The 18,237-nt window shown below is 64.6% G+C and carries 14 protein-coding genes, 1 pseudogene and 1 riboswitch; of the genes and pseudogenes, 10 read left to right on the top strand and 5 right to left on the bottom strand.

The genetic code is table 11. The features are described 5' to 3' along the window. The 5 genes and pseudogenes from cobG to EN804_RS09085 form a co-directional block, all read right to left on the bottom strand. Window positions 1-1,494 (bottom strand): annotated as a pseudogene (gene cobG, locus EN804_RS09105) (precorrin-3B synthase); the annotation flags it as partial. Next, window positions 1,491-5,012 carry a cobaltochelatase subunit CobN gene (locus EN804_RS09100; protein ID WP_135919218.1) on the bottom strand — a complete coding sequence of 1,174 codons (3,522 nt, stop codon included), beginning with the start codon at window positions 5,010-5,012 and terminating at the stop codon, window positions 1,491-1,493. The gene EN804_RS09100 and the pseudogene cobG, both read right to left, overlap by 4 nt. 18 nt (window positions 5,013-5,030) lie before the next feature. Then, window positions 5,031-6,083 carry a cobalamin biosynthesis protein CobW gene (gene cobW / locus EN804_RS09095; RefSeq protein WP_135881838.1) on the bottom strand — a complete coding sequence of 351 codons (1,053 nt, stop codon included), beginning with the start codon at window positions 6,081-6,083 and terminating at the stop codon, window positions 5,031-5,033. Beyond that, window positions 6,080-6,514, bottom strand: coding sequence for a DUF1636 family protein (locus EN804_RS09090; protein ID WP_127871589.1), 435 nt, complete (start codon window positions 6,512-6,514; stop codon window positions 6,080-6,082). The genes cobW and EN804_RS09090 overlap by 4 nt, the downstream gene beginning before the upstream one ends. Window positions 6,515-6,551: 37 nt before the next feature. Further along, a riboswitch (cobalamin riboswitch) is annotated at window positions 6,552-6,758 on the bottom strand. A gap of 29 nt (window positions 6,759-6,787) precedes the next feature. Continuing rightward, window positions 6,788-7,987: a winged helix-turn-helix domain-containing protein gene (locus tag EN804_RS09085; RefSeq protein ID WP_135919217.1), complete on the bottom strand. Its 1,200-nt coding sequence runs from the start codon at window positions 7,985-7,987 to the stop codon at window positions 6,788-6,790. Window positions 7,988-8,320: 333 nt separating this feature from the next. Here EN804_RS09085 and EN804_RS09080 point away from each other — a divergent pair, with 333 nt between their 5' ends. The 10 genes from EN804_RS09080 to nuoI all read left to right on the top strand — a co-directional run bounded on the left by EN804_RS09080 (window position 8,321) and on the right by nuoI (window position 18,118). Beyond that, window positions 8,321-8,686, top strand: coding sequence for an NADH-quinone oxidoreductase subunit A (locus EN804_RS09080; RefSeq protein WP_006335683.1), 366 nt, complete (start codon window positions 8,321-8,323; stop codon window positions 8,684-8,686). Then, on the top strand, window positions 8,677-9,258 hold the full coding sequence (locus EN804_RS09075) for an NADH-quinone oxidoreductase subunit B (RefSeq protein WP_015317338.1): 582 nt from the start codon (window positions 8,677-8,679) through the stop codon (window positions 9,256-9,258). Before EN804_RS09080 ends, EN804_RS09075 begins: the two co-directional genes overlap by 10 nt. Window positions 9,259-9,262: 4 nt before the next feature. Next, entirely contained in the window at window positions 9,263-9,868 is a 606-nt protein-coding gene (locus EN804_RS09070; protein ID WP_127871587.1) for an NADH-quinone oxidoreductase subunit C, read from the top strand. Between the two features lie 9 nt (window positions 9,869-9,877). Next, a complete protein-coding gene (locus tag EN804_RS09065) occupies window positions 9,878-11,068 on the top strand; it encodes an NADH-quinone oxidoreductase subunit D (protein WP_127871586.1) in 1,191 nt (396 codons plus the stop codon). Then, window positions 11,069-12,349: an NADH-quinone oxidoreductase subunit E gene (locus tag EN804_RS09060; protein WP_135915670.1), complete on the top strand. Its 1,281-nt coding sequence runs from the start codon at window positions 11,069-11,071 to the stop codon at window positions 12,347-12,349. Between the two features lie 10 nt (window positions 12,350-12,359). Continuing rightward, window positions 12,360-13,664, top strand: coding sequence for an NADH-quinone oxidoreductase subunit NuoF (gene nuoF, locus EN804_RS09055; protein WP_015317342.1), 1,305 nt, complete (start codon window positions 12,360-12,362; stop codon window positions 13,662-13,664). A gap of 66 nt (window positions 13,665-13,730) precedes the next feature. After that, the gene (locus EN804_RS09050) at window positions 13,731-14,426 is read left to right on the top strand and encodes an NADH-ubiquinone dehydrogenase (RefSeq protein ID WP_135915671.1); all 696 of its coding nucleotides are present in this window, start codon (window positions 13,731-13,733) and stop codon (window positions 14,424-14,426) included. 73 nt (window positions 14,427-14,499) lie between these two features. Further along, window positions 14,500-16,581: an NADH-quinone oxidoreductase subunit NuoG gene (gene nuoG, locus EN804_RS09045; protein WP_135866580.1), complete on the top strand. Its 2,082-nt coding sequence runs from the start codon at window positions 14,500-14,502 to the stop codon at window positions 16,579-16,581. A gap of 2 nt (window positions 16,582-16,583) precedes the next feature. Beyond that, the gene (nuoH, locus tag EN804_RS09040) at window positions 16,584-17,627 is read left to right on the top strand and encodes an NADH-quinone oxidoreductase subunit NuoH (protein WP_135919216.1); all 1,044 of its coding nucleotides are present in this window, start codon (window positions 16,584-16,586) and stop codon (window positions 17,625-17,627) included. After that, window positions 17,627-18,118: an NADH-quinone oxidoreductase subunit NuoI gene (nuoI, locus tag EN804_RS09035; RefSeq protein WP_023763316.1), complete on the top strand. Its 492-nt coding sequence runs from the start codon at window positions 17,627-17,629 to the stop codon at window positions 18,116-18,118. Before nuoH ends, nuoI begins: the two co-directional genes overlap by 1 nt. The last annotated feature ends 119 nt before the right edge of the window (window positions 18,119-18,237 follow it).

Below are 18,237 nucleotides of genomic sequence, written 5' to 3'. Positions count from 1 at the left end.
TTTCCGTTGGTAAGGTTGGGCCCGTTGGTAAGTTTCGGCGATGCCGGCCGCGCCCAGCCTTGTCAGGCAAGCGGCGGCGGTCTCGCCCTGATATCGAGCGCCGCGGATCACCGCGGCGACGCGGCCGATGCCGCGCGCGGCGTCATAGCCCGGCCTGTAGCCGGCAGGAAGAGCCTTTGCCGTCGCGTTCACGACAAGTCCGGCTCCGTTTTCGCCGCCGACCAAAGTCAGCGCCGCCGGGCCGGGATGCGCGCAGCCCTTGGCGCAGCCGGAAATGTGCAGGATGAGGGAGGGATCGAGGATGTCGGCGTTTTCGGTGGCGATCGTCTCGGCGATGTCGCGGGTGGCGATGCGGCCGGACGCGCAGGCCGGCGTACCGGGGCAAGCGGCGATGCGGGTGCGGGGGTCGGCGGGGGAGGTGACGAAGCCGAGGGTGGCGGCTGTGTCTTGCAGGGGCTGGTTGGCGGTCGCCGGCTGGCCGAGGAAAAGCAAGGCGCGGCCTGGGGCGAGGCGGATTTCGGTGGTGCCGAGGGCGAGGGCGCTTTTTGCGAGGGCGATGATTTTGTCCGCTGGGATGCTGCCATAGGGCAGGCCGATGCCGAGGGCGAAAGTTCCACCGGCCAAGGGGAAAAGCCCGATAGGTTTGCGCGAGGCGCCCCCCTCTGTCCTGCCGGACATCTCCCCCTCAAGGGGGGAGATTGCGCTGTCACCGATGGTTTCGCCAATCTCCGGTGTTGTTGAAAAGCCAGCGTCGAAGCCGTTGATCTCCCCCCTTGTGGGGGAGATGTCCGGCAGGACAGAGGGGGGCGCCGTAGAGTGCCAGCTTGCGAGAGACTCCAATTGCCGCCCCGACAAATCCCGCGTGTGTGCGTCCCGGCCTTTCTCGGCAACCATCCGCAGCGCCGCGACAGCAATGTCGCGTGCCGCATCCTCATCCGCCACGGTGAGCCGCTTGGCGGTCCGCCCGTCACCCGCGACGGATACAAGCCAACGGCTGGCTGTATCGGCTCGCACCGCCCTCAGCCGCACATCGGCCGTTACCGCATCCAGCGTCAGTTGTCCGCCACCGTCAACGATCACCGAAACCTTCGGTCCCAGCCGCTGCGTCAACCCGGCTTCCTCGACGGCCACGCGAATCTCTTCCGCCATCGGCCGGGGATCGGCGATCTCCTGCGGGTCAATGCCTGCCAGCGGGCCGGTCTCGACCGGCACCCCGGTGCGCACCGCGATTCCCAATGCATCCACCTCCGCCGCCAGCAACGCAGTGCTGTCCGCCGTGAGGCCGCGTATCTGCAGGCTGCCGCGCGCGGTGACTTCCATGATGCCGTTGCCGTGCCGCAAGGCGGATTCGGCGATCCCGATCAAGAGCTTCGGCGACAACCCTCCGGAGGATGGACCTCCGGCGACCGGGTTCAGGCGCACCAGCAGGCCGTCGCCTGTCTGCATCGGCGCGGACAGAGCGGGGCAGGCGCCACGGCGCGAGAAGGCGTTCATGCCGCGACCCCGGGCGCGTTGGCTTCCGCAATCAGCGCGGCGAGATCGTCGTCGATGGAATTGCGCAAAGGATGCCAGAGGCCGCGGCGGCGCGCCGACAGGAAGCGCTCGGCGATGACTTTGGCGGCGGCGGGATTTTCGCGCAGGATGAAGGCGCGAACGTCCGGATCGCCGAGATAGGCATCGTGCACGGCCTCGATCAGCGCGCCTGAAATGGCATGGGTGGTCTCGGCGAAGCCGACCAGCCGATCGACCGTTTCGGCGAATTCGGAGGCGCCACGCGGGCCGTGCCGCATCTGGCCTGAGATGAAGCGTGCGTTGACGGCGCGGGCACGCACCACACGCGACACGGCCTCGCCGACCGATCGCGGTTTCGGTTTTTGCGGATCGGTGGTGTCGAGCACGATGACGTCGGCGTTCCTGCCGAGTGTGGCCAGGGCGGCCGAAAAGCCGCCGATGAAGGCGACGTCGGCTGAGCCTTCAAGAATATCGCGGCCGGGATCGTCGCCGGTGTGAACCATAAGATCGGCTTCGGCGATGCGTCCCTCGAAGGCGCCAGGCGCCGAGACGCCTTCGCCGCCGGCGCCGCCATAGGCATGCGAGGTGGCGTCGAGATAGGCGCGGCCGATCTCATCGCGCGCGCTCCAGTCGCCTCTCGACAACAGATCCTCGACGCCGGCGCCGTAAGTGCCGGGCGATGTGCCGAAGATGCGCGGGCTGATCTTGCCATCGGCGCGGGTCTTGGCGGCGAGCGGGTTTTCCGAATCGTCCTCGTCGCGGGCGGCAACGGCGTTGGCGGCGGCATCGATCAACGCGATCTGGGTCGGGAACATGTCGCGGAACAGGCCTGATATGCGCCAGGTGACGTCGACGCGCGGACGGCCGAGTATAGCCGGCGGCAGCACCTCGATGCCGGTGATGCGGCCGGTGGCAGTGTCCCATTGCGGCCGGCAGCCCATCAGCGCCAGGCCCTGCGCGATCTCCTCGCCGCCGGTGCGCAGCGAGGCCGAGCCCCAGAGGTCGATGACCAGGGAACGAGGCCAGTCGCCATGCGACTGCAGGTAGCCGCGTACCACTTCTACCGCCGCCGCCTTGCCCAGGTCGTAGGCGGTCGGCGTCGGCATAGTGCGCGGGTCCGAGGTGAACAGGTTGCGGCCAGTGGGCAGCACGTCGGAGCGGCCCCGTGCGGGCGCGCCAGCCGGGCCGGCCTTGACGTGACAGCCATCGAGCGCGGCGAACAGCGCCGACTTCTCGGCTGCCGCGCTTTGGCGGCGCATGGCATCCGGCTCGCCCTCGGGCGCGCGGCCGTAGATATGCAGCCCGTCCTTGATAGCGAAATCCTTGAGATCGCAGAGCCAGGCGTCGATGCGGCGCAGCGCTTCGTCGGGCGCATCGGTTTTGGCGACGCCGGCTTCGGAGGCAAGGCCGGTCTTTTGCGCGGTTTCGACAATCAGCCTGGCGAGACGGTCGCGGCGGCGGCGGTCAAGGCCATCGGCCTGGGCGTATTCATCGACCAGGCGTTCGAGCTTGTGCTGGTGCTCGTCGAGACCTGCACCGGCGAGCGGCGGCGGCAGATGGCCAAGGGTGACGGCGGCGATGCGCCGTTTGGCCTGCGCCGCCTCGCCTGGATTGGAGACGATGAAGGGATAGATGACGGGCAGGGACCCGGTCACGATCTCGGGGAAGCAGTTTTGCGAAAGCGCGACGGTCTTGCCGGGCAGCCATTCCAGCGTGCCGTGGGCGCCGACGTGGATCAAGGCATGGACGCCGAGCGATTTGCGCAGCCAGAGGCCGAAGGCGATCAAGGCGTGGCGCGGAGGCAGTGTCGGGTCGTGGTAATCGGCGCGGCGATCGGCGGAACGGCCGCGATCAGGGGCGAGTGCCACGGTGATGTTGCCGAAGGTTGCGGCACGGAAGGGGAAGTTTGCTGAGGCTGGCGCTTGAGCGCCCCCCTCTGTCCTGCCGGACATCTCCCCCACGAGGGGGGAGATTGGCAACTTCGGCGCCCGTTCTTTAACCTTCGAGATTGGCGAAAGCGGAGATGCGGGCACAATCTCCCCCCGTGTGGGGGAGATGTCCGGCAGGACAGAGGGGGGCGCCTCGCGCAAACCTGTCTCCTGATCTGCTCTGCCCCACGCGGCGTCTACCGCGGCAATTGCCGATGTCGGAAGCTCAATAGAAAAGGCACCATAGTCGTCGAGCCCCAATCGATCATTGCCGTGCTCCAGCAGATCCAGCAACGCGCGCGGTGTTTGCGGAATCCCCTCAACGGCATAGCCCTGTTCGCTCAAGTCGTGCAGCATCGCCAGCACACTGGACGGCACATCCAGCCCGACCGCATATCCGGTGCGGCCAGGAGCGCTGGGATAATCGGGAATCAGGATCGCCAGTTTGCGCTCTGCGCGCGATGTCTCCCGCAGGCGGATGAAGGCCGCAACGCGCTTAGCCACCTGCGTCACACGATCCGGTTCCGGCCGGTTGGCCAGCGCACGGTGGCCAAGCGCCGGATCGACATCGCTCTCGCCCTTGAAGGAAATGGCGCCTGCAAGGATGCGGCCGTCGAGTTCGGGCAGCACGACATGCATGGCAAGGTCGGCCGGCGCCAGGCCGCGCTGGTTGTTTTCCCAGACATCGCGGCGCGTGGTGGCGACGATGACCTGGAAGACGGGTACGCCGGCGCGGTCGAACAGGGTTTCGACGCCGGGTTCGGCGCCCGAAGCGAAGGCGGTCGCGGTGATGATGGCGGCAGGTTTCAGCGATGCGATGGCATTTTCGACGAACGCCAGGGACACAGGATCCTTAAGGCTGGAAACGAAGATCGGGACCGCTGCCAGTCCCTGGGAGCGCAAGGCCTCGGCCAGCGCATCGATCGGGGCAACGTCGGCCGCGAGCAGCATCGAGCGGTAGAAGAGGATAGGGACGATGGGAGCGCCGACATCTGAAAGGTCCGGCTCCTCCGCGACCCCCAATCCAGACTGATAGTAACCGGCCTTCGGCACGCTGACCGGACTGGCGACGGACGTATCCTGTCCAGCCAGGCCTGCCAGCCTCCGAACCAGCGCGCTCATATTGGCCGGGCCGCCCTCTCGGAAATAGCCAAGCAGGCCGTCGAGTTCGGCGCGTGGCAGCGTCGAGGCTTCGATCAGCCTGAGATCCTCGTCATGGCTTTCACCCGGAAGCAGCGCCAGTTTGATGCCGCGCTCACGGGCAATCACCGCCAGCTGGTCGCAGCCATAGCGCCACCAGTCGTTGCCGCCGAGGATGCGCACCAGGATGACCTTGGCATGGCGGGCGACGCTGTCGATCCAGAGGTCGACGGACATGGGATGGCGCAGGTCGCGCAGTGCCGCAAGCCGCATGGAGGGCAGGCGGTCGGCGTCCGCCTTCCACGCCGCCGCCAGTCCGGCGAGATCGCTGTCGGTGAAGGACAAGGCCACGATATCCGCCGGCGTCTGCCTGAGATCGACAGGCTCGGCGAGGTCGTCAAGCGAAGCGGAGGTCGTGGTGAGGATGTGCATCGCGGTCCGTGTCTGAAATCAGCCGGCGAGGATACGTTCGATCGCCGGACGGTTCAGCCCCTTGAGACCAATGACGACCAGGCGCGAGCGGCGGTCGTCCTCGGCGCTCCAGGCACGGTCATAGTAATGATTGACGCGTGGGCCGACGGCCTGCAGCAGGAGCCGCATCGGCTTGCCGCCGACCTCGACGAAGCCTTTTACACGCAGCACGTTTTCCTGTTCGGCGGCCTCTGCGACACGTTTTGCCAGATCGTCGGGATTGGCGATCGAGGGAATGTCGACGATGAATGTGTCGAAGTCGTCATGCTCGTGGTCGAATGCGCCGTCGTGATGGGACTTGCGGTTCTCGATGTCGTCCTCGACGGCAAGACCAAGCCCGAGCAGCACCGAGGGATCGACCTTGCCATGCGACGTCGGCACGATCTTCACCGCGCGGGCGGAGTGTTCGTTGACGATGGCGTTGGCGCGGGCCGAGCCCTCGGCGTCCATCAGGTCGCTCTTCGACAGGATGATCAGGTCGGCGCAGGCGATCTGGTCCTCGAACACCTCTTCGACCGGATCGTCATGGTCGAGGCTTTCATCCCCGGCGCGTTGCGCCTGCAGGGCTTCCATGTCGTTGGCGACGCGGCCTTCCGCAAGTGCGGGACCGTCGACCACGGCGATGACGCCATCGACGGTGACGCGGCTTTTCACCGTCGGCCACTGGAACGCCTGGACCAAAGGTTTGGGGAGGGCGAGACCGGAGGTTTCGATCAGGATGTGGTCGACCTTCGGCGTCAGCGACAGGATCTGGTCGAGCGCTGGCACGAAATCGTCGGCGACGGTGCAGCAGATGCAGCCATTGGCCAGTTCGACGATGTTTTCCTCGGGGCAGGTGTCGATACCGCAGCCCTTGAGGATTTCGCCGTCGATGCCGATATCGCCGAATTCGTTGACGATGATGGCAATCCGCTTGCCGCCGGCATTTTCCAGGAGATGGCGGACCAGCGTCGTCTTGCCGGCGCCGAGGAAGCCGGTAACGACGGTGCAGGGAACGCGGGAGAGATTGCCGGCCGAATTTGGAGCGGTCATATCAAGTCCTTCAGCATGTCGAGAGGAGGGATGCGGGCAACGAGGCCGCGCTTGAGGCTATCGGGCCGGCCGCGCCAGGGAATGAGGCCGTCGGTCGAGGTGGCGAAGAGTTTCGCGCCGGCGACGAGATCGGCGCCGCTGGTTGTGGTCAGGTCGCCGAACACATAGCTCCAGCATCCGTCGCGCAGGATCGCGGCGCTCAGCCTGCGCTTGCAATTGCCGAGGCATTCGACCGTGCGGATGCGAATTTGCTCGCCCGAGGCGGCTTGGCGGGTATCTTCAGCCAGAAGTTCGCCGGCCCGGGGATGGGCGTCGGAACCGGTCTCGTCGCGACAGGAGGCGCAGACGATGACAGTGATGCCGGCCAGGGAATCATCCCCGCCGGACGAAATGTCCGTTGTTTCAGCCGAGAAACTGCTGTCGCGATCCAAATCAGGCTCCTTGCCCGGAAAACCCGCCGGGCGATCGGATTCTTGCATTCCAGACGGCAGGTCTCCTGGCTCGCGGGTCATCGCCTTGGGTAGCCGCCTTCCCGGGACAATCCCAGTGGCTTTCGGCCTTGGCTCTTCGCTTACAGTTGCGGGGACAGCCGCGGATTTGGGCTTTTCGGCCCGCACCGCATTCCCTCTTGGCTCCTCCCTTTGCCGAGAGGAGACCGTCTGGATCGGATTTAGGCTCTTGCGGGCAGCGGTGTCAACGCGAGCTTACGACACCGCGATGTCGGACAGCGCCGGGCCGAGGTCGCCGGCAGGCGTCACTTCGATGCGTTCAAGCCCAAGCCAGCCCTGCATCTGCTTCAATTCCTCGAAAAGTTCAGCGGCGGTTTCAGGCGGCGCGCCGGGCTCGGCATAGGCGGCATGGACGCGCAGGACACTGGCCGGCCGGTCGGCTTTGAGGTCGACGCGCGCCACGATCCTGTCGCCAAGCAGGAAGGGCAGGACATAGTAGCCGTATTGGCGCTTCTCGGCCGGGGTGTAGATTTCGATGCGATAGTGAAAATCGAACAGCCGCTCCGAGCGCGAGCGCTCGAAGACGACGGGATCGAACGGCGCCAGCAGGGCGCGGGCCTCGATCTTGCGTGGCAAACGCGCATCCCTATGAAGGTAAGCTGGCTTGTCCCACCCCTCGACACGGACCGGCAACAACTCGCCGAGTTCGACCAGTTCCTCGAGCCGGCCTTTCATGTCGGCGGGGGAGAGCCGGAAATAGTCGCGCAGGTCGCCTGATGTGGCGATGCCGTGGGCGCGGGCGGAAATGCGCAGCAATTCGCGATGTGCATCCTCGGCCGCCGGTACCGGCAGGTCGAGGATCGCTTGCGGCAGCACCCGCTCGGGCAGGTCATAGAAGCGCTCGAAACCGCGCCGGTGCGCCGTGGTGATGCGGCCGGCCCAGAACAGCCATTCGAAGGCGTGCTTGGCGTGGCTCCAACCCCACCAGCCGCCGGAGCCTTTCTGGCCTTCCAGCGCCGAAGCGGCGATCGGGCCACGATCGACGACCTGGCGGTAGATCTCTTCTATATAGGCAGCGTGCTCACGGCCCCATTTGGCCAGCCCCAGATACATTTCATCGCCTTGCTCGGCGCGCTGCATGCGCCAGCGCATCAGCGGGTACGTCTCGACCGGCAGGAATGAGGCCTCGTGCGCCCAATATTCGAACACCGTGCGCTTGCGCGTCACGGCGGCGTTGTCGAGCAAGGCGACGGGATAGGGACCCAGACGCGAATAGAGCGGCATATAGTGGGCACGCACCACCGCACTGACGGAATCGATCTGCAACAGGCCGGTGCGGGACAGAACGCGGGCGAAATGGCGGCGGTCGGGCATGCCGGCGGGGCGGGGATCGAGAAATCCCTGAGCGGCGAGCGCGATGCGCCGGGCGGCGGCTAGCGAGATCTTTTCCTTCATGCAGGCGTCACTCTGAGGGTGCTTTGACAAAGATGTGATGGGTGATTCCAGCCCATGCTAGCAGGGTTTTGGCGGCAACCCTGTCAGGAGAGAAAAGTGGAGTAAAAAGAGAAGGAAATCAAACAGGAGCCTATGAGACCAGTTTCTCCCGGAATGCCGTCCAGCTCGTTGTTTTGAACAAGGTTTGACTTGCTTCGCTGGAAGTGCTGCGCTAACCCTCGCCGCGTTGCAGCATAGGCTCCTTAAAACGGTTCAGCGGTTAAACTGTCACGCTTCCGCATTAAGGTCCGGTGCTGTAATCAACGTGGATTGGCGCCAACGGAAAGCCGCTGCATGAACGCACTCCTCAGTTCGTACCTGCCCATCGTCCTGTTCATCGGCGTGGCGCTGGTGGTCGGCCTGGCGCTGCTGGTCGCACCGTTCCTGGTGGCCTACCGCAACCCCGATCCCGAAAAGCTGTCCGCCTACGAGTGCGGTTTCAACTCGTTCGACGATGCCCGCATGAAGTTCGACATTCGTTTCTACCTGGTGTCGATCCTGTTCATCATCTTCGACCTCGAAGTGGCCTTCCTGTTTCCCTGGGCAGTGTCCTTCTCGAAGATCGGCATGCTCGGCTTCTGGTCGATGATGGTGTTTTTGGCGGTGCTGACCATCGGCTTTGCCTATGAATGGAAAAAAGGAGCGCTGGAATGGGATTGAACGACAGTTCAGGCACCCTCGTCGCGCCAAAGCCCAAGGGCATCATCGATCCCAACACCGGCAGGCCGGTGGGGGAGGACGATCCCTTCTTCCTCGAAATCAACAATGAGCTTGCAGACAAGGGTTTTCTGGTCACCTCGACCGAGGCGCTGATCACCTGGGCGCGCAGCGGCTCGCTGATGTTCATGACCTTCGGTTTGGCGTGCTGCGCGGTCGAGATGATCCACACCTCGATGCCGCGTTACGATTCGGAGCGCTTCGGTGTCGCGCCGCGCGCGTCTCCGCGCCAGTCCGACATCATGATCGTGGCCGGCACGCTGACCAACAAGATGGCGCCGGCGCTGCGCAAGGTCTACGACCAGATGCCGGAGCCGCGCTACGTCATCTCGATGGGCTCCTGCGCCAATGGCGGCGGCTATTACCACTATTCCTATTCGGTGGTGCGCGGCTGCGACCGGGTCGTGCCGGTCGACATCTATGTGCCCGGCTGCCCGCCGAGCGCCGAAGCCCTGCTCTACGGCATTCTTCTCCTGCAGAAGAAGATCCGCCGCACCGGCACGATCGAACGGTAAATCCATGGCCGCATCCCTTAGCGAACTGTCGACCTATCTCGGCGAGAAGCTGCCTGGCCGCTTCAGCGACGCTGTGCTCGCTTATGGCGAGCTTACCGTTCACGTCGAGCCGCAAAACCTGATCGAGGTAATGACCTTCCTGCGCGACGATGCGCGCTGCCAGTTCATTTCGATCATCGATGTCTGCGGCGCCGACTATCCGTCGCGGGCCAAGCGCTTCGACGTCGTCTATCACCTGCTTTCGCCGAAGCAGAATGTCCGCATCCGCATCAAGGTGCAGGCCGACGAGGAGACGATGGTGCCGTCGGTCACCGGCGTCTATCCCGGCGCCGACTGGTTCGAGCGGGAGACCTACGATCTCTATGGCGTGCTGTTCTCGGGCCATCCGGACCTGCGCCGCCTGCTGACCGATTACGGGTTCGAAGGCCATCCGCTGCGCAAGGATTTCCCGCTGACCGGTTTCGTCGAAGTGCGCTACGACGACGAAGCCAAGCGCGTCATCTACGAGCCGGTCGAGCTCAAGCAGGAATTCCGCAATTTTGATTTTCTTTCCCCTTGGGAAGGCACCGACTACGTGCTGCCCGGGGACGAAAAAGCCAAGACGAATTGAGGCGCCAGAATGGCTGAAACCTCCGTCCGCAATTTCAACATCAACTTTGGACCTCAACACCCTGCGGCGCATGGTGTTTTGAGATTGGTCCTCGAACTCGACGGCGAAGTCGTCGACCGCGTCGATCCGCATATCGGCCTGCTGCATCGCGGCACGGAGAAGCTGATCGAGGCCAAGACCTATCTGCAGGCGGTGCCTTATCTCGACCGGCTCGACTATTGCGCGCCGATGAACCAGGAGCACGCCTTCGCGCTTGCCGCCGAGCGCCTGCTCGGCATCGAGGTGCCGAGGCGCGGCCAGCTGATCCGCGTGCTCTATTGCGAGATCGGCCGCATCATGTCGCACATCCTCAATGTGACGACGCAGGCGATGGACGTCGGTGCGCTGACGCCGCCGCTGTGGGGCTTCGTCGAGCGCGAAAAGCTGATGGTGTTCTATGAGCGCGCTTCCGGTTCGCGCATGCATGCGGCCTACTTCCGGCCCGGCGGCGTCCACCAGGACCTGCCACGGCAGCTGGTCGAGGACATCGGCAAATGGATCGACCCGTTCCTGAAATCGCTCGACGATCTCGACAAGCTGCTCACCGGCAACCGCATCTTCAAGCAGCGCAATGTCGATATCGGCATCGTTTCGCTGGCCGATGCCTGGGCCTGGGGCTTTTCGGGCGTCATGGTGCGCGGCTCGGGCTCGCCGTGGGATCTGCGCAAGTCGCAGCCCTATGAATGCTATTCGGAGATGGATTTCGACATCCCGATCGGCAAGAACGGCGACTGCTTCGACCGTTATCTCGTGCGCATGGAAGAAATGCGCCAGTCGGCGCGGATCATGCGCCAGTGCGTCGATCTTCTGCTCGGCAAGGAAAGCACCGGCCCGGTGTCGAACCTCGACGGCAAGGTGGTGCCGCCCAAGCGCCAGGCGATGAAGCGTTCGATGGAAGCGCTGATCCACCACTTCAAGCTCTACACCGAGGGCTATCGCGTGCCGGCCGGCGAGGTGTATGCGGCGGTCGAGGCGCCGAAGGGCGAGTTCGGCGTCTATCTCGTCTCCGACGGCACCAACAAGCCGTATCGCTGCAAGCTGCGCGCGCCGGGTTTCGCGCATCTGCAAGCCATGGACTTCCTGTGCCGCGGCCACATGCTGGCCGACGTCACCGCCGTTCTTGGCTCCCTCGACATCGTGTTTGGTGAGGTCGATCGCTAAATGTCAGTCCGCCGTCTCGCAGAAGCCAGCGTCCAGCCAGCGTCCTTCGCCTTCAACAAGGCGAATGCGGCGGCGGCCAAGCAGTGGATCAAGAAATATCCGAAGGGGCGCGAACAATCGGCGATCATCCCGCTTCTGATGATAGCGCAGGAGCAGGAAGGCTGGGTCACCAAGGCGGCGATCGAGACGATTTCGGACATGCTCGGCATGCCGCGCATTCGTGGGCTCGAGGTCGCGACCTTCTACACGCAGTACCAGTTGAATCCCGTCGGCACCCGCGCGCATATCCAGGTTTGCGGCACCACGCCGTGCATGCTGCGCGGTTCGGAAGCGCTGATGGATGTGTGCCGCTCGAAAATCCATCACGACCAGTTCCACACCAACGACAAGGGCACCTTGTCGTGGGAGGAGGTCGAGTGCCTCGGCGCCTGCGTCAACGCACCGATGGTCATGGTGTTCAAGGATACGTTCGAGGATCTGACGCCTGAACGGTTGGCCGAAATCATCGATCTCTATGATGCCGGCAAGGGCGCCTCGGTGGCGCCGGGACCGCAGAACGGCCGCACCGGCTCGGAGCCGGCCTCCGGTTTGACGACGCTCAAGAGCGAAAAGGCGATCCTCAAATCGACCCGCGACCGTGAAGCCCGGGAAGCAGCCAAGGCCGCCAAGGCAGCGCCCGGCGCGATCATCGCGGCGCCGGTGCCGGCACCGGCTGGCGCTCCTGTCGCGCCGTCCAATGCCAGCAAGCCGAAAACCGATGCGCCTGAGACCAGCCCGGCGCTAAAGACGCCATCAAAGGCCAAGGTGGCGCCGGCGGCGGAAAAGGCGGCGAGCGTTTCGGCGCCGCTGCATTCGGCCGCCAACGCGAATACGGCAGCGCCGGAAGTCGAGAAGGTTGCCAAGCAGCGCAATGGGCCGACGGCCAAGGTCGAACCGGCTTCGGCCTTCAAGGCGCCGGAAGCCAAGGTGCCAGCCGCGAAGCCGGCAAAACCGTCGCTCGAGGACAAGAATCGTCCGGCCGGTATCGACAGGCCGGCCGCGGTCGACGATCTCAAGCTGATCTCGGGAGTCGGCCCGAAGATCGAGGGCATCCTGCATACGCTCGGCATCTTCACCTTCGCGCAAGTCGCGTCGTGGAAGAAGGCCGAGCGCGAATGGGTCGACGGCTATCTCTCCTTCCAGGGCCGCATCGACCGCGACAACTGGGTTGCGCAAGCCAAGGCGCTCGCCAAGGGCGGCGTTGCCGAATACATCCGCGTTTTCGGCAAGAAGCCGGTCTGAGGGACGAAAAATGCTTCAGGACAAAGACCGCATCTTCACCAACATCTACGGCCTCTTCGACAAGTCGCTGGCCGGCGCCATGGCGCGCGGCGCCTGGGACAACACGCCCGGCATCGTCGCCAAGGGGCGTGAGTGGATCGTCAACGAGATGAAGGCGTCGGGCCTGCGCGGCCGTGGTGGCGCCGGCTTCCCGACGGGCCTCAAATGGTCGTTCATGCCCAAGCAGAGCGACGGCCGGCCGAGCTATCTCGTCATCAACGCCGACGAATCCGAGCCCGGCACCTGCAAGGACCGCGACATCCTGCGCAACGATCCGCACACGCTGGTCGAGGGCGCGTTTCTGGCCGGCTTCGCCATGGGCGCGATTGCCGCCTATATCTATGTGCGCGGCGAATTCATCCGCGAGCGCGAGGCGCTGCAGCGGGCGATCGAAGAGGCCTACGAGGCCAAGCTGATCGGCAAGAACAACACGTCGGGCTACGATTTCGAAATCTACATGCATCACGGCGCCGGCGCCTATATCTGCGGCGAGGAAACCGCGCTGCTGGAAAGCCTCGAAGGCAAGAAGGGCCAGCCCCGGCTGAAGCCGCCATTCCCGGCCAATGTCGGCCTCTATGGCTGCCCGACCACGGTCAACAATGTCGAATCGATTGCCGTGGCGCCGACCATCCTGCGCCGGGGGGCCGCGTGGTTCTCGTCCTTCGGCCGGCCCAACAATGTCGGCACCAAGCTGTTCTGCGTCTCCGGCCACGTCAACAATCCGTGCACCGTCGAAGAGGCGATGTCGATCCCGTTCCGCGAACTGATCGAGACGCATTGTGGCGGCATCCGCGGCGGCTGGGACAATCTGCTTGCGGTCATTCCGGGCGGCGCCTCGGTGCCGCTGGTGCCGGCCGAGCAGATCATCGACACGCCGATGGATTTCGACGCGCTGCGCGACCTCAAATCCGGCCTCGGCACCGCGGCCGTCATCGTCATGGACAAGTCGACCGATGTCGTGAAGGCGATCGCGCGGCTTTCCTACTTCTACAAGCACGAGAGCTGCGGCCAGTGCACGCCATGCCGCGAGGGCACAGGCTGGATGTGGCGGGTGATGGAGCGGCTGGTGCGCGGCGAGGCGCAGAAGCGCGAGATCGACATGCTGCTCGACGTCACCAAGCAGGTCGAGGGCCACACGATCTGTGCGCTGGGCGATGCCGCGGCCTGGCCGATCCAGGGCCTGATGCGGCATTTCCGTGGCGAGGTGGAGCGGCGCATCGACGAGTTTTCACGCAACGCGCACCGGGCCGAACCGGTGATGGTGGCGGCGGAATAAAAAGAAACTTTTGAATTCGGGAAGAAAACGGGGCGGGGCGGACGAAGAAACGACCAGGAGAACTCTATGGCGCCGTATTCGACACCCTACTCATTGATGCCCAATTTGGAACAGATCGACAAGATGAACCAGGACCTGACCAGGATGATGCCGAAGGAGATGGCCAGCGCCGTCAACCTTTTCGCGCATCCTGTCGCGGGTGCGGTGGCGATGTCGGCGCTTGGCATGGGGCTCGCCAATCATGCCTTCGGCGTCTGGATGGGAGCGCTTTCGGGAGCCGCCGAGGCGTCACATCGGCTCATGCAGCCGTTGATCGAGGATTTCGAGGCACGCGTCGAGCAATTCGAGGGCGCGAATTCGTCGTCCGCCAGGGCGCGGGCGACGGCGAAGACCATGATTGCCGAGGCGCAGTCCTTCGCCCAGGAGGTCACCGATATCGCAGCCAGGGAAGCCGCTGTCATCGTGCCGACCGCGAATGCCGCTCCGGCAGCGGGTGAGGCCTCCGATGTGCTGCTGCCGGAAGATTTCAGGCAGCCCAAGGCCATGGAGAAGCCGGCGAAACCGTCCGACCTCAAGGCGATATCGGGCGTCGGTCCGAAGCTGGAAAAGGTGCTGAACGGCCTGGGTATCTGGACCTACGCCCAGATCGCCGCATGGTCGCCGCAGGAGATCGCCTGGGTCGACGATTATCTCTCGTTCAACGGCCGTATCGGCCGTGACGACTGGACTGCCCAGGCCGCGGCGTTGGCCGCCAAGAAGTAAACGAAATGTCGGGCGCTGCTCCTGCCGCGCCCGGGAAATGAGATTGCGGGAAATCCGCAGGGGTTTGAGACGAATGGCAAAGCTCAAGGTCGACGGGAAAGAAATCACTGTACCCGACCACTACACGCTGCTGCAGGCGGCGGAAGACGCGGGCGCGGAAGTGCCGCGCTTCTGCTTCCACGAGCGGCTGTCGATCGCCGGCAACTGCCGCATGTGCCTGATCGAGGTGAAGGGTGGGCCGCCCAAGCCGCAGGCCTCCTGCGCCATGGGCGTGCGCGACCTGCGCCCCGGCCCCAACGGCGAGCCGCCGGAAATCTTCACCAACACGCCGATGGTCAAGAAGGCCCGGGAAGGCGTGATGGAATTCCTGCTGATCAACCACCCGCTGGATTGCCCGATCTGCGACCAGGGCGGCGAGTGCGACCTGCAGGACCAGGCGATGGCCTTCGGCGTCGATTCCTCGCGCTATCACGAGAACAAGCGCGCGGTCGAAGACAAGTATATCGGCCCGCTGGTCAAGACGGTGATGAACCGCTGCATCCACTGCACGCGCTGCGTCCGCTTCACCACCGAGGTTGCCGGTATTTCCGAACTCGGCCTGATCGGCCGTGGCGAGGATGCCGAGATCACCACCTATCTCGAACAGGCAATGACCTCGGAGCTGCAGGGCAATGTCATCGATCTCTGCCCGGTCGGCGCGCTGACCTCCAAGCCCTTCGCCTTCCAGGCGCGGCCGTGGGAGCTGACCAAGACCGAATCCATCGACGTCATGGACGCCGTCGGCTCGGCGATCCGCGTCGATAGCCGTGGCCGGGAAGTGATGCGCATCCTGCCGCGCGTCAACGAGGCCGTGAACGAGGAATGGATTTCCGACAAGACCCGCTTCATCTGGGACGGCCTGCGCACGCAGCGCCTCGACCGCCCCTATGTGCGCAAGGACGGCAAGCTGGTTCCGGCGAGCTGGGCCGAAGCGTTCGCATCTATCAAGGACGCGGTGTCGAAGACGACGCCTGAGAAGATCGGCGCGATCGCAGGCGATCTCGCGGCGGTCGAGGAAATCTTTGCGTTGAAGCTCCTGATGGCTTCGCTCGGTTCGAAGAACACCGATTGCCGCCAGGACGGCGCCGCGCTCGATCCGGCGCTCGGACGCGCCAGCTATATCTTCAACCCGACCATCGAAGGCATCGAGCAGGCCGACGCGGTGCTGATCATCGGAGCCAATCCGCGCTTCGAGGCCTCTGTGCTCAATGCCCGCATCCGCAAGCGCTGGCGCCTCGGCAATCTGCCGGTCGGCGTCATCGGCGATGTCGGCGACACGCGCTATGACTACGAACAACTGGGCGCCGGGCCGGACTCGCTCAAGGATCTGGCGGACGGCAACGGCAAGTTCTTCCAGACGCTGAAGAAGGCGACGCATCCCCTGATCATCGTCGGCCAGGGCGCGCTGGCGCGCGCCGACGGTGCGGCCGTGCTCGGCCAGGCGGCCAGGCTCGCCGCTGCCGTGAATGCTGCTCGCGCCGACTGGAACGGCTTTGCCGTGCTGCACAATGCGGCGGCACGCGTCGGCGGCCTCGACCTCGGCTTCGTGCCGGGCGAAGGCGGCAAGAACGTTGCCGGCATGCTGGGCGAGACGGATGTGCTGTTCCTGCTCGGTGCCGACGAGATCGACATGAGCAAGACCGGCGGCGCCTTTGTCGTCTATGTCGGCACGCATGGCGACGCCGGCGCGCACCGCGCCAACGTCATCCTGCCGGGGGCGGCCTATACTGAAAAGTCGGGCACGTACGTCAACACCGAGGGGCGGGTGCAGCAGACAAACCGCGCCGGCTTCGCACCGGGCGATGCGCGCGAGGATTGGGCGATATTGCGGGCGCTGTCCGACGTGCTGGGCAAGAAACTGCCGTTCGACTCGCTGCCGCAACTGCGTGCCAAGCTCTATGGCGAATACCCGCATCTGGCGCGCATCGACCAGGTCGCAGCCGGCAACGCCGAGGATATCGCCAGCGTGGCGAAGCTCGGCGGGCGGCTGAACAAGGGCACCTTCACCTCGCCGGTCAAGGATTTCTATCTGACCAACCCGATCGCGCGGGCATCGGCCGTGATGGCGGAATGCTCGGCACTGGCCAAGAGCGGCTTCAAGCAGGCGGCGGAATAAGCATGGACACCTTCTTCTCCTTCTACGTGCTGCCGGCGCTGCTGATCCTTCTGAAGTCGGTCGTGCTGATCGTCGTGCTGCTGATCTTCGTCGCCTATATCCTCTACGCCGACCGCAAGATCTGGGCGGCCGTGCAGCTTCGCCGGGGCCCGAACGTCGTCGGCCCCTGGGGCACGCTGCAGGCCTTCGCCGACCTGTTGAAGTTTGTCTTCAAGGAACCGGTCATCCCGTCCGGCGCCAACAAGGGCGTCTTCCTGCTGGCGCCGCTGGTCTCGGCCGTGCTGGCGATCTCGGCCTGGGCGGTCATTCCGGTCAGCCAAGGCTGGGCGATCGCCAACGTCAATGTCGGCATCCTGTATGTCTTCGCCATCTCCTCGCTGGAGGTTTATGGCGTGATCATGGGCGGCTGGGCGTCCAACTCGAAATATCCGTTCCTCGGCGCGCTGCGTTCGGCCGCGCAGATGGTATCCTATGAAGTCTCGATCGGCTTCGTCATCGTCACCGTGCTGCTCACCGCCGGCTCGCTCAACCTCAGCGATATCGTGCTGTCGCAGCATGACGGAATTGGCACACGGCTCGGCCTGCCCAACACGTTCCTCGACTGGAACTGGCTGGCCCTGTTCCCGATGTTCATCATCTTCTTCGTCTCGGCGCTGGCCGAGACGAACCGGCCACCCTTCGATCTGGTCGAAGCCGAATCGGAACTGGTCGCCGGCCACATGGTCGAATATTCGTCGACGCCGTTCTTGCTGTTCTTCCTCGGCGAGTATGTCGCGATCGTCTTGATGTGCGCGCTGGCCACCATCCTGTTCCTCGGCGGCTGGCTGCCGCCCTTCGACTTCGCGCCCTTCACCTGGGTGCCCGGCGTCATCTGGTTCGTGCTGAAGGTCTGCTTCGTGTTCTTCGGCATTTCGATGGTGAAGGCCTTCGTGCCGCGCTACCGCTACGACCAGCTGATGCGGCTGGGCTGGAAAGTGTTCCTGCCGATCTCGCTGTTCATGGTCGTCGCCACCGCGGCCTTCCTCAAGATCACGGGGTTTGCGTGATGTCCGCTTTGTCCCAGGCCGCAAAATCGCTGCTGCTGCAGGATTTCGTCAGCGCTTTCTTCCTGTCGATGCGCCAGTTCTTCGCGCCGAAGGAGACGATCAACTATCCGCACGAGAAGGGGCCGGTCAGCCCGCGCTTCCGGGGCGAGCACGCGCTGCGCCGCTATCCCAATGGCGAGGAGCGCTGCATCGCCTGTAAATTGTGCGAGGCGATCTGCCCGGCGCAGGCCATCACCATCGAAGCCGGCCCGCGCCGCAATGACGGCACGCGCCGCACGGTGCGTTACGACATCGACATGGTGAAGTGCATCTATTGCGGCTTCTGTCAGGAAGCCTGCCCGGTCGACGCCATCGTCGAGGGGCCGAATTTCGAGTTCGCGACTGAGACGCGCGAGGAACTCTACTACGACAAGGACAGGCTGCTGGCGAATGGCGACCGGTGGGAGCGCGAACTGGCGCGCAACATCTCGCTGGACTCGCCCTATCGCTGAGATTTGACGCATGGACGGGGCGAAGGGCCTCGTCTAGAGGATGATCCCGAAAAGTTGCAGACTTTTCGGACAAGATCATCCTCCGGAAGACAAAAGTGTCGCATGTTTCTTTCGATCGG

The organism is Mesorhizobium sp. M8A.F.Ca.ET.161.01.1.1, assembly GCF_004792105.1.
In the GTDB taxonomy this organism is placed as follows: domain Bacteria; phylum Pseudomonadota; class Alphaproteobacteria; order Rhizobiales; family Rhizobiaceae; genus Mesorhizobium.
This window is presented reverse-complemented; position numbering and strand designations above follow the sequence as displayed.

What these genes read in the sequence shown, in the direction of transcription:
- EN804_RS09100 (WP_135919218.1), bottom strand. Translation starts at nt 5,012, where the DNA reads ATGCACATCCTCACCACGACCTCCGCTTCGCTTGACGACCTCGCCGAG.
- cobW (WP_135881838.1), bottom strand. Translation starts at nt 6,083, where the DNA reads ATGACCGCTCCAAATTCGGCCGGCAATCTCTCCCGCGTTCCCTGCACC.
- EN804_RS09085 (WP_135919217.1), bottom strand. Translation starts at nt 7,987, where the DNA reads ATGAAGGAAAAGATCTCGCTAGCCGCCGCCCGGCGCATCGCGCTCGCC.
- EN804_RS09080 (WP_006335683.1), top strand. Translation starts at nt 8,321, where the DNA reads ATGAACGCACTCCTCAGTTCGTACCTGCCCATCGTCCTGTTCATCGGC.
- EN804_RS09075 (WP_015317338.1), top strand. Translation starts at nt 8,677, where the DNA reads ATGGGATTGAACGACAGTTCAGGCACCCTCGTCGCGCCAAAGCCCAAG.
- EN804_RS09070 (WP_127871587.1), top strand. Translation starts at nt 9,263, where the DNA reads ATGGCCGCATCCCTTAGCGAACTGTCGACCTATCTCGGCGAGAAGCTG.
- EN804_RS09065 (WP_127871586.1), top strand. Translation starts at nt 9,878, where the DNA reads ATGGCTGAAACCTCCGTCCGCAATTTCAACATCAACTTTGGACCTCAA.
- EN804_RS09060 (WP_135915670.1), top strand. Translation starts at nt 11,069, where the DNA reads ATGTCAGTCCGCCGTCTCGCAGAAGCCAGCGTCCAGCCAGCGTCCTTC.
- nuoF (WP_015317342.1), top strand. Translation starts at nt 12,360, where the DNA reads ATGCTTCAGGACAAAGACCGCATCTTCACCAACATCTACGGCCTCTTC.
- EN804_RS09050 (WP_135915671.1), top strand. Translation starts at nt 13,731, where the DNA reads ATGGCGCCGTATTCGACACCCTACTCATTGATGCCCAATTTGGAACAG.
- nuoG (WP_135866580.1), top strand. Translation starts at nt 14,500, where the DNA reads ATGGCAAAGCTCAAGGTCGACGGGAAAGAAATCACTGTACCCGACCAC.
- nuoH (WP_135919216.1), top strand. Translation starts at nt 16,584, where the DNA reads ATGGACACCTTCTTCTCCTTCTACGTGCTGCCGGCGCTGCTGATCCTT.
- nuoI (WP_023763316.1), top strand. Translation starts at nt 17,627, where the DNA reads ATGTCCGCTTTGTCCCAGGCCGCAAAATCGCTGCTGCTGCAGGATTTC.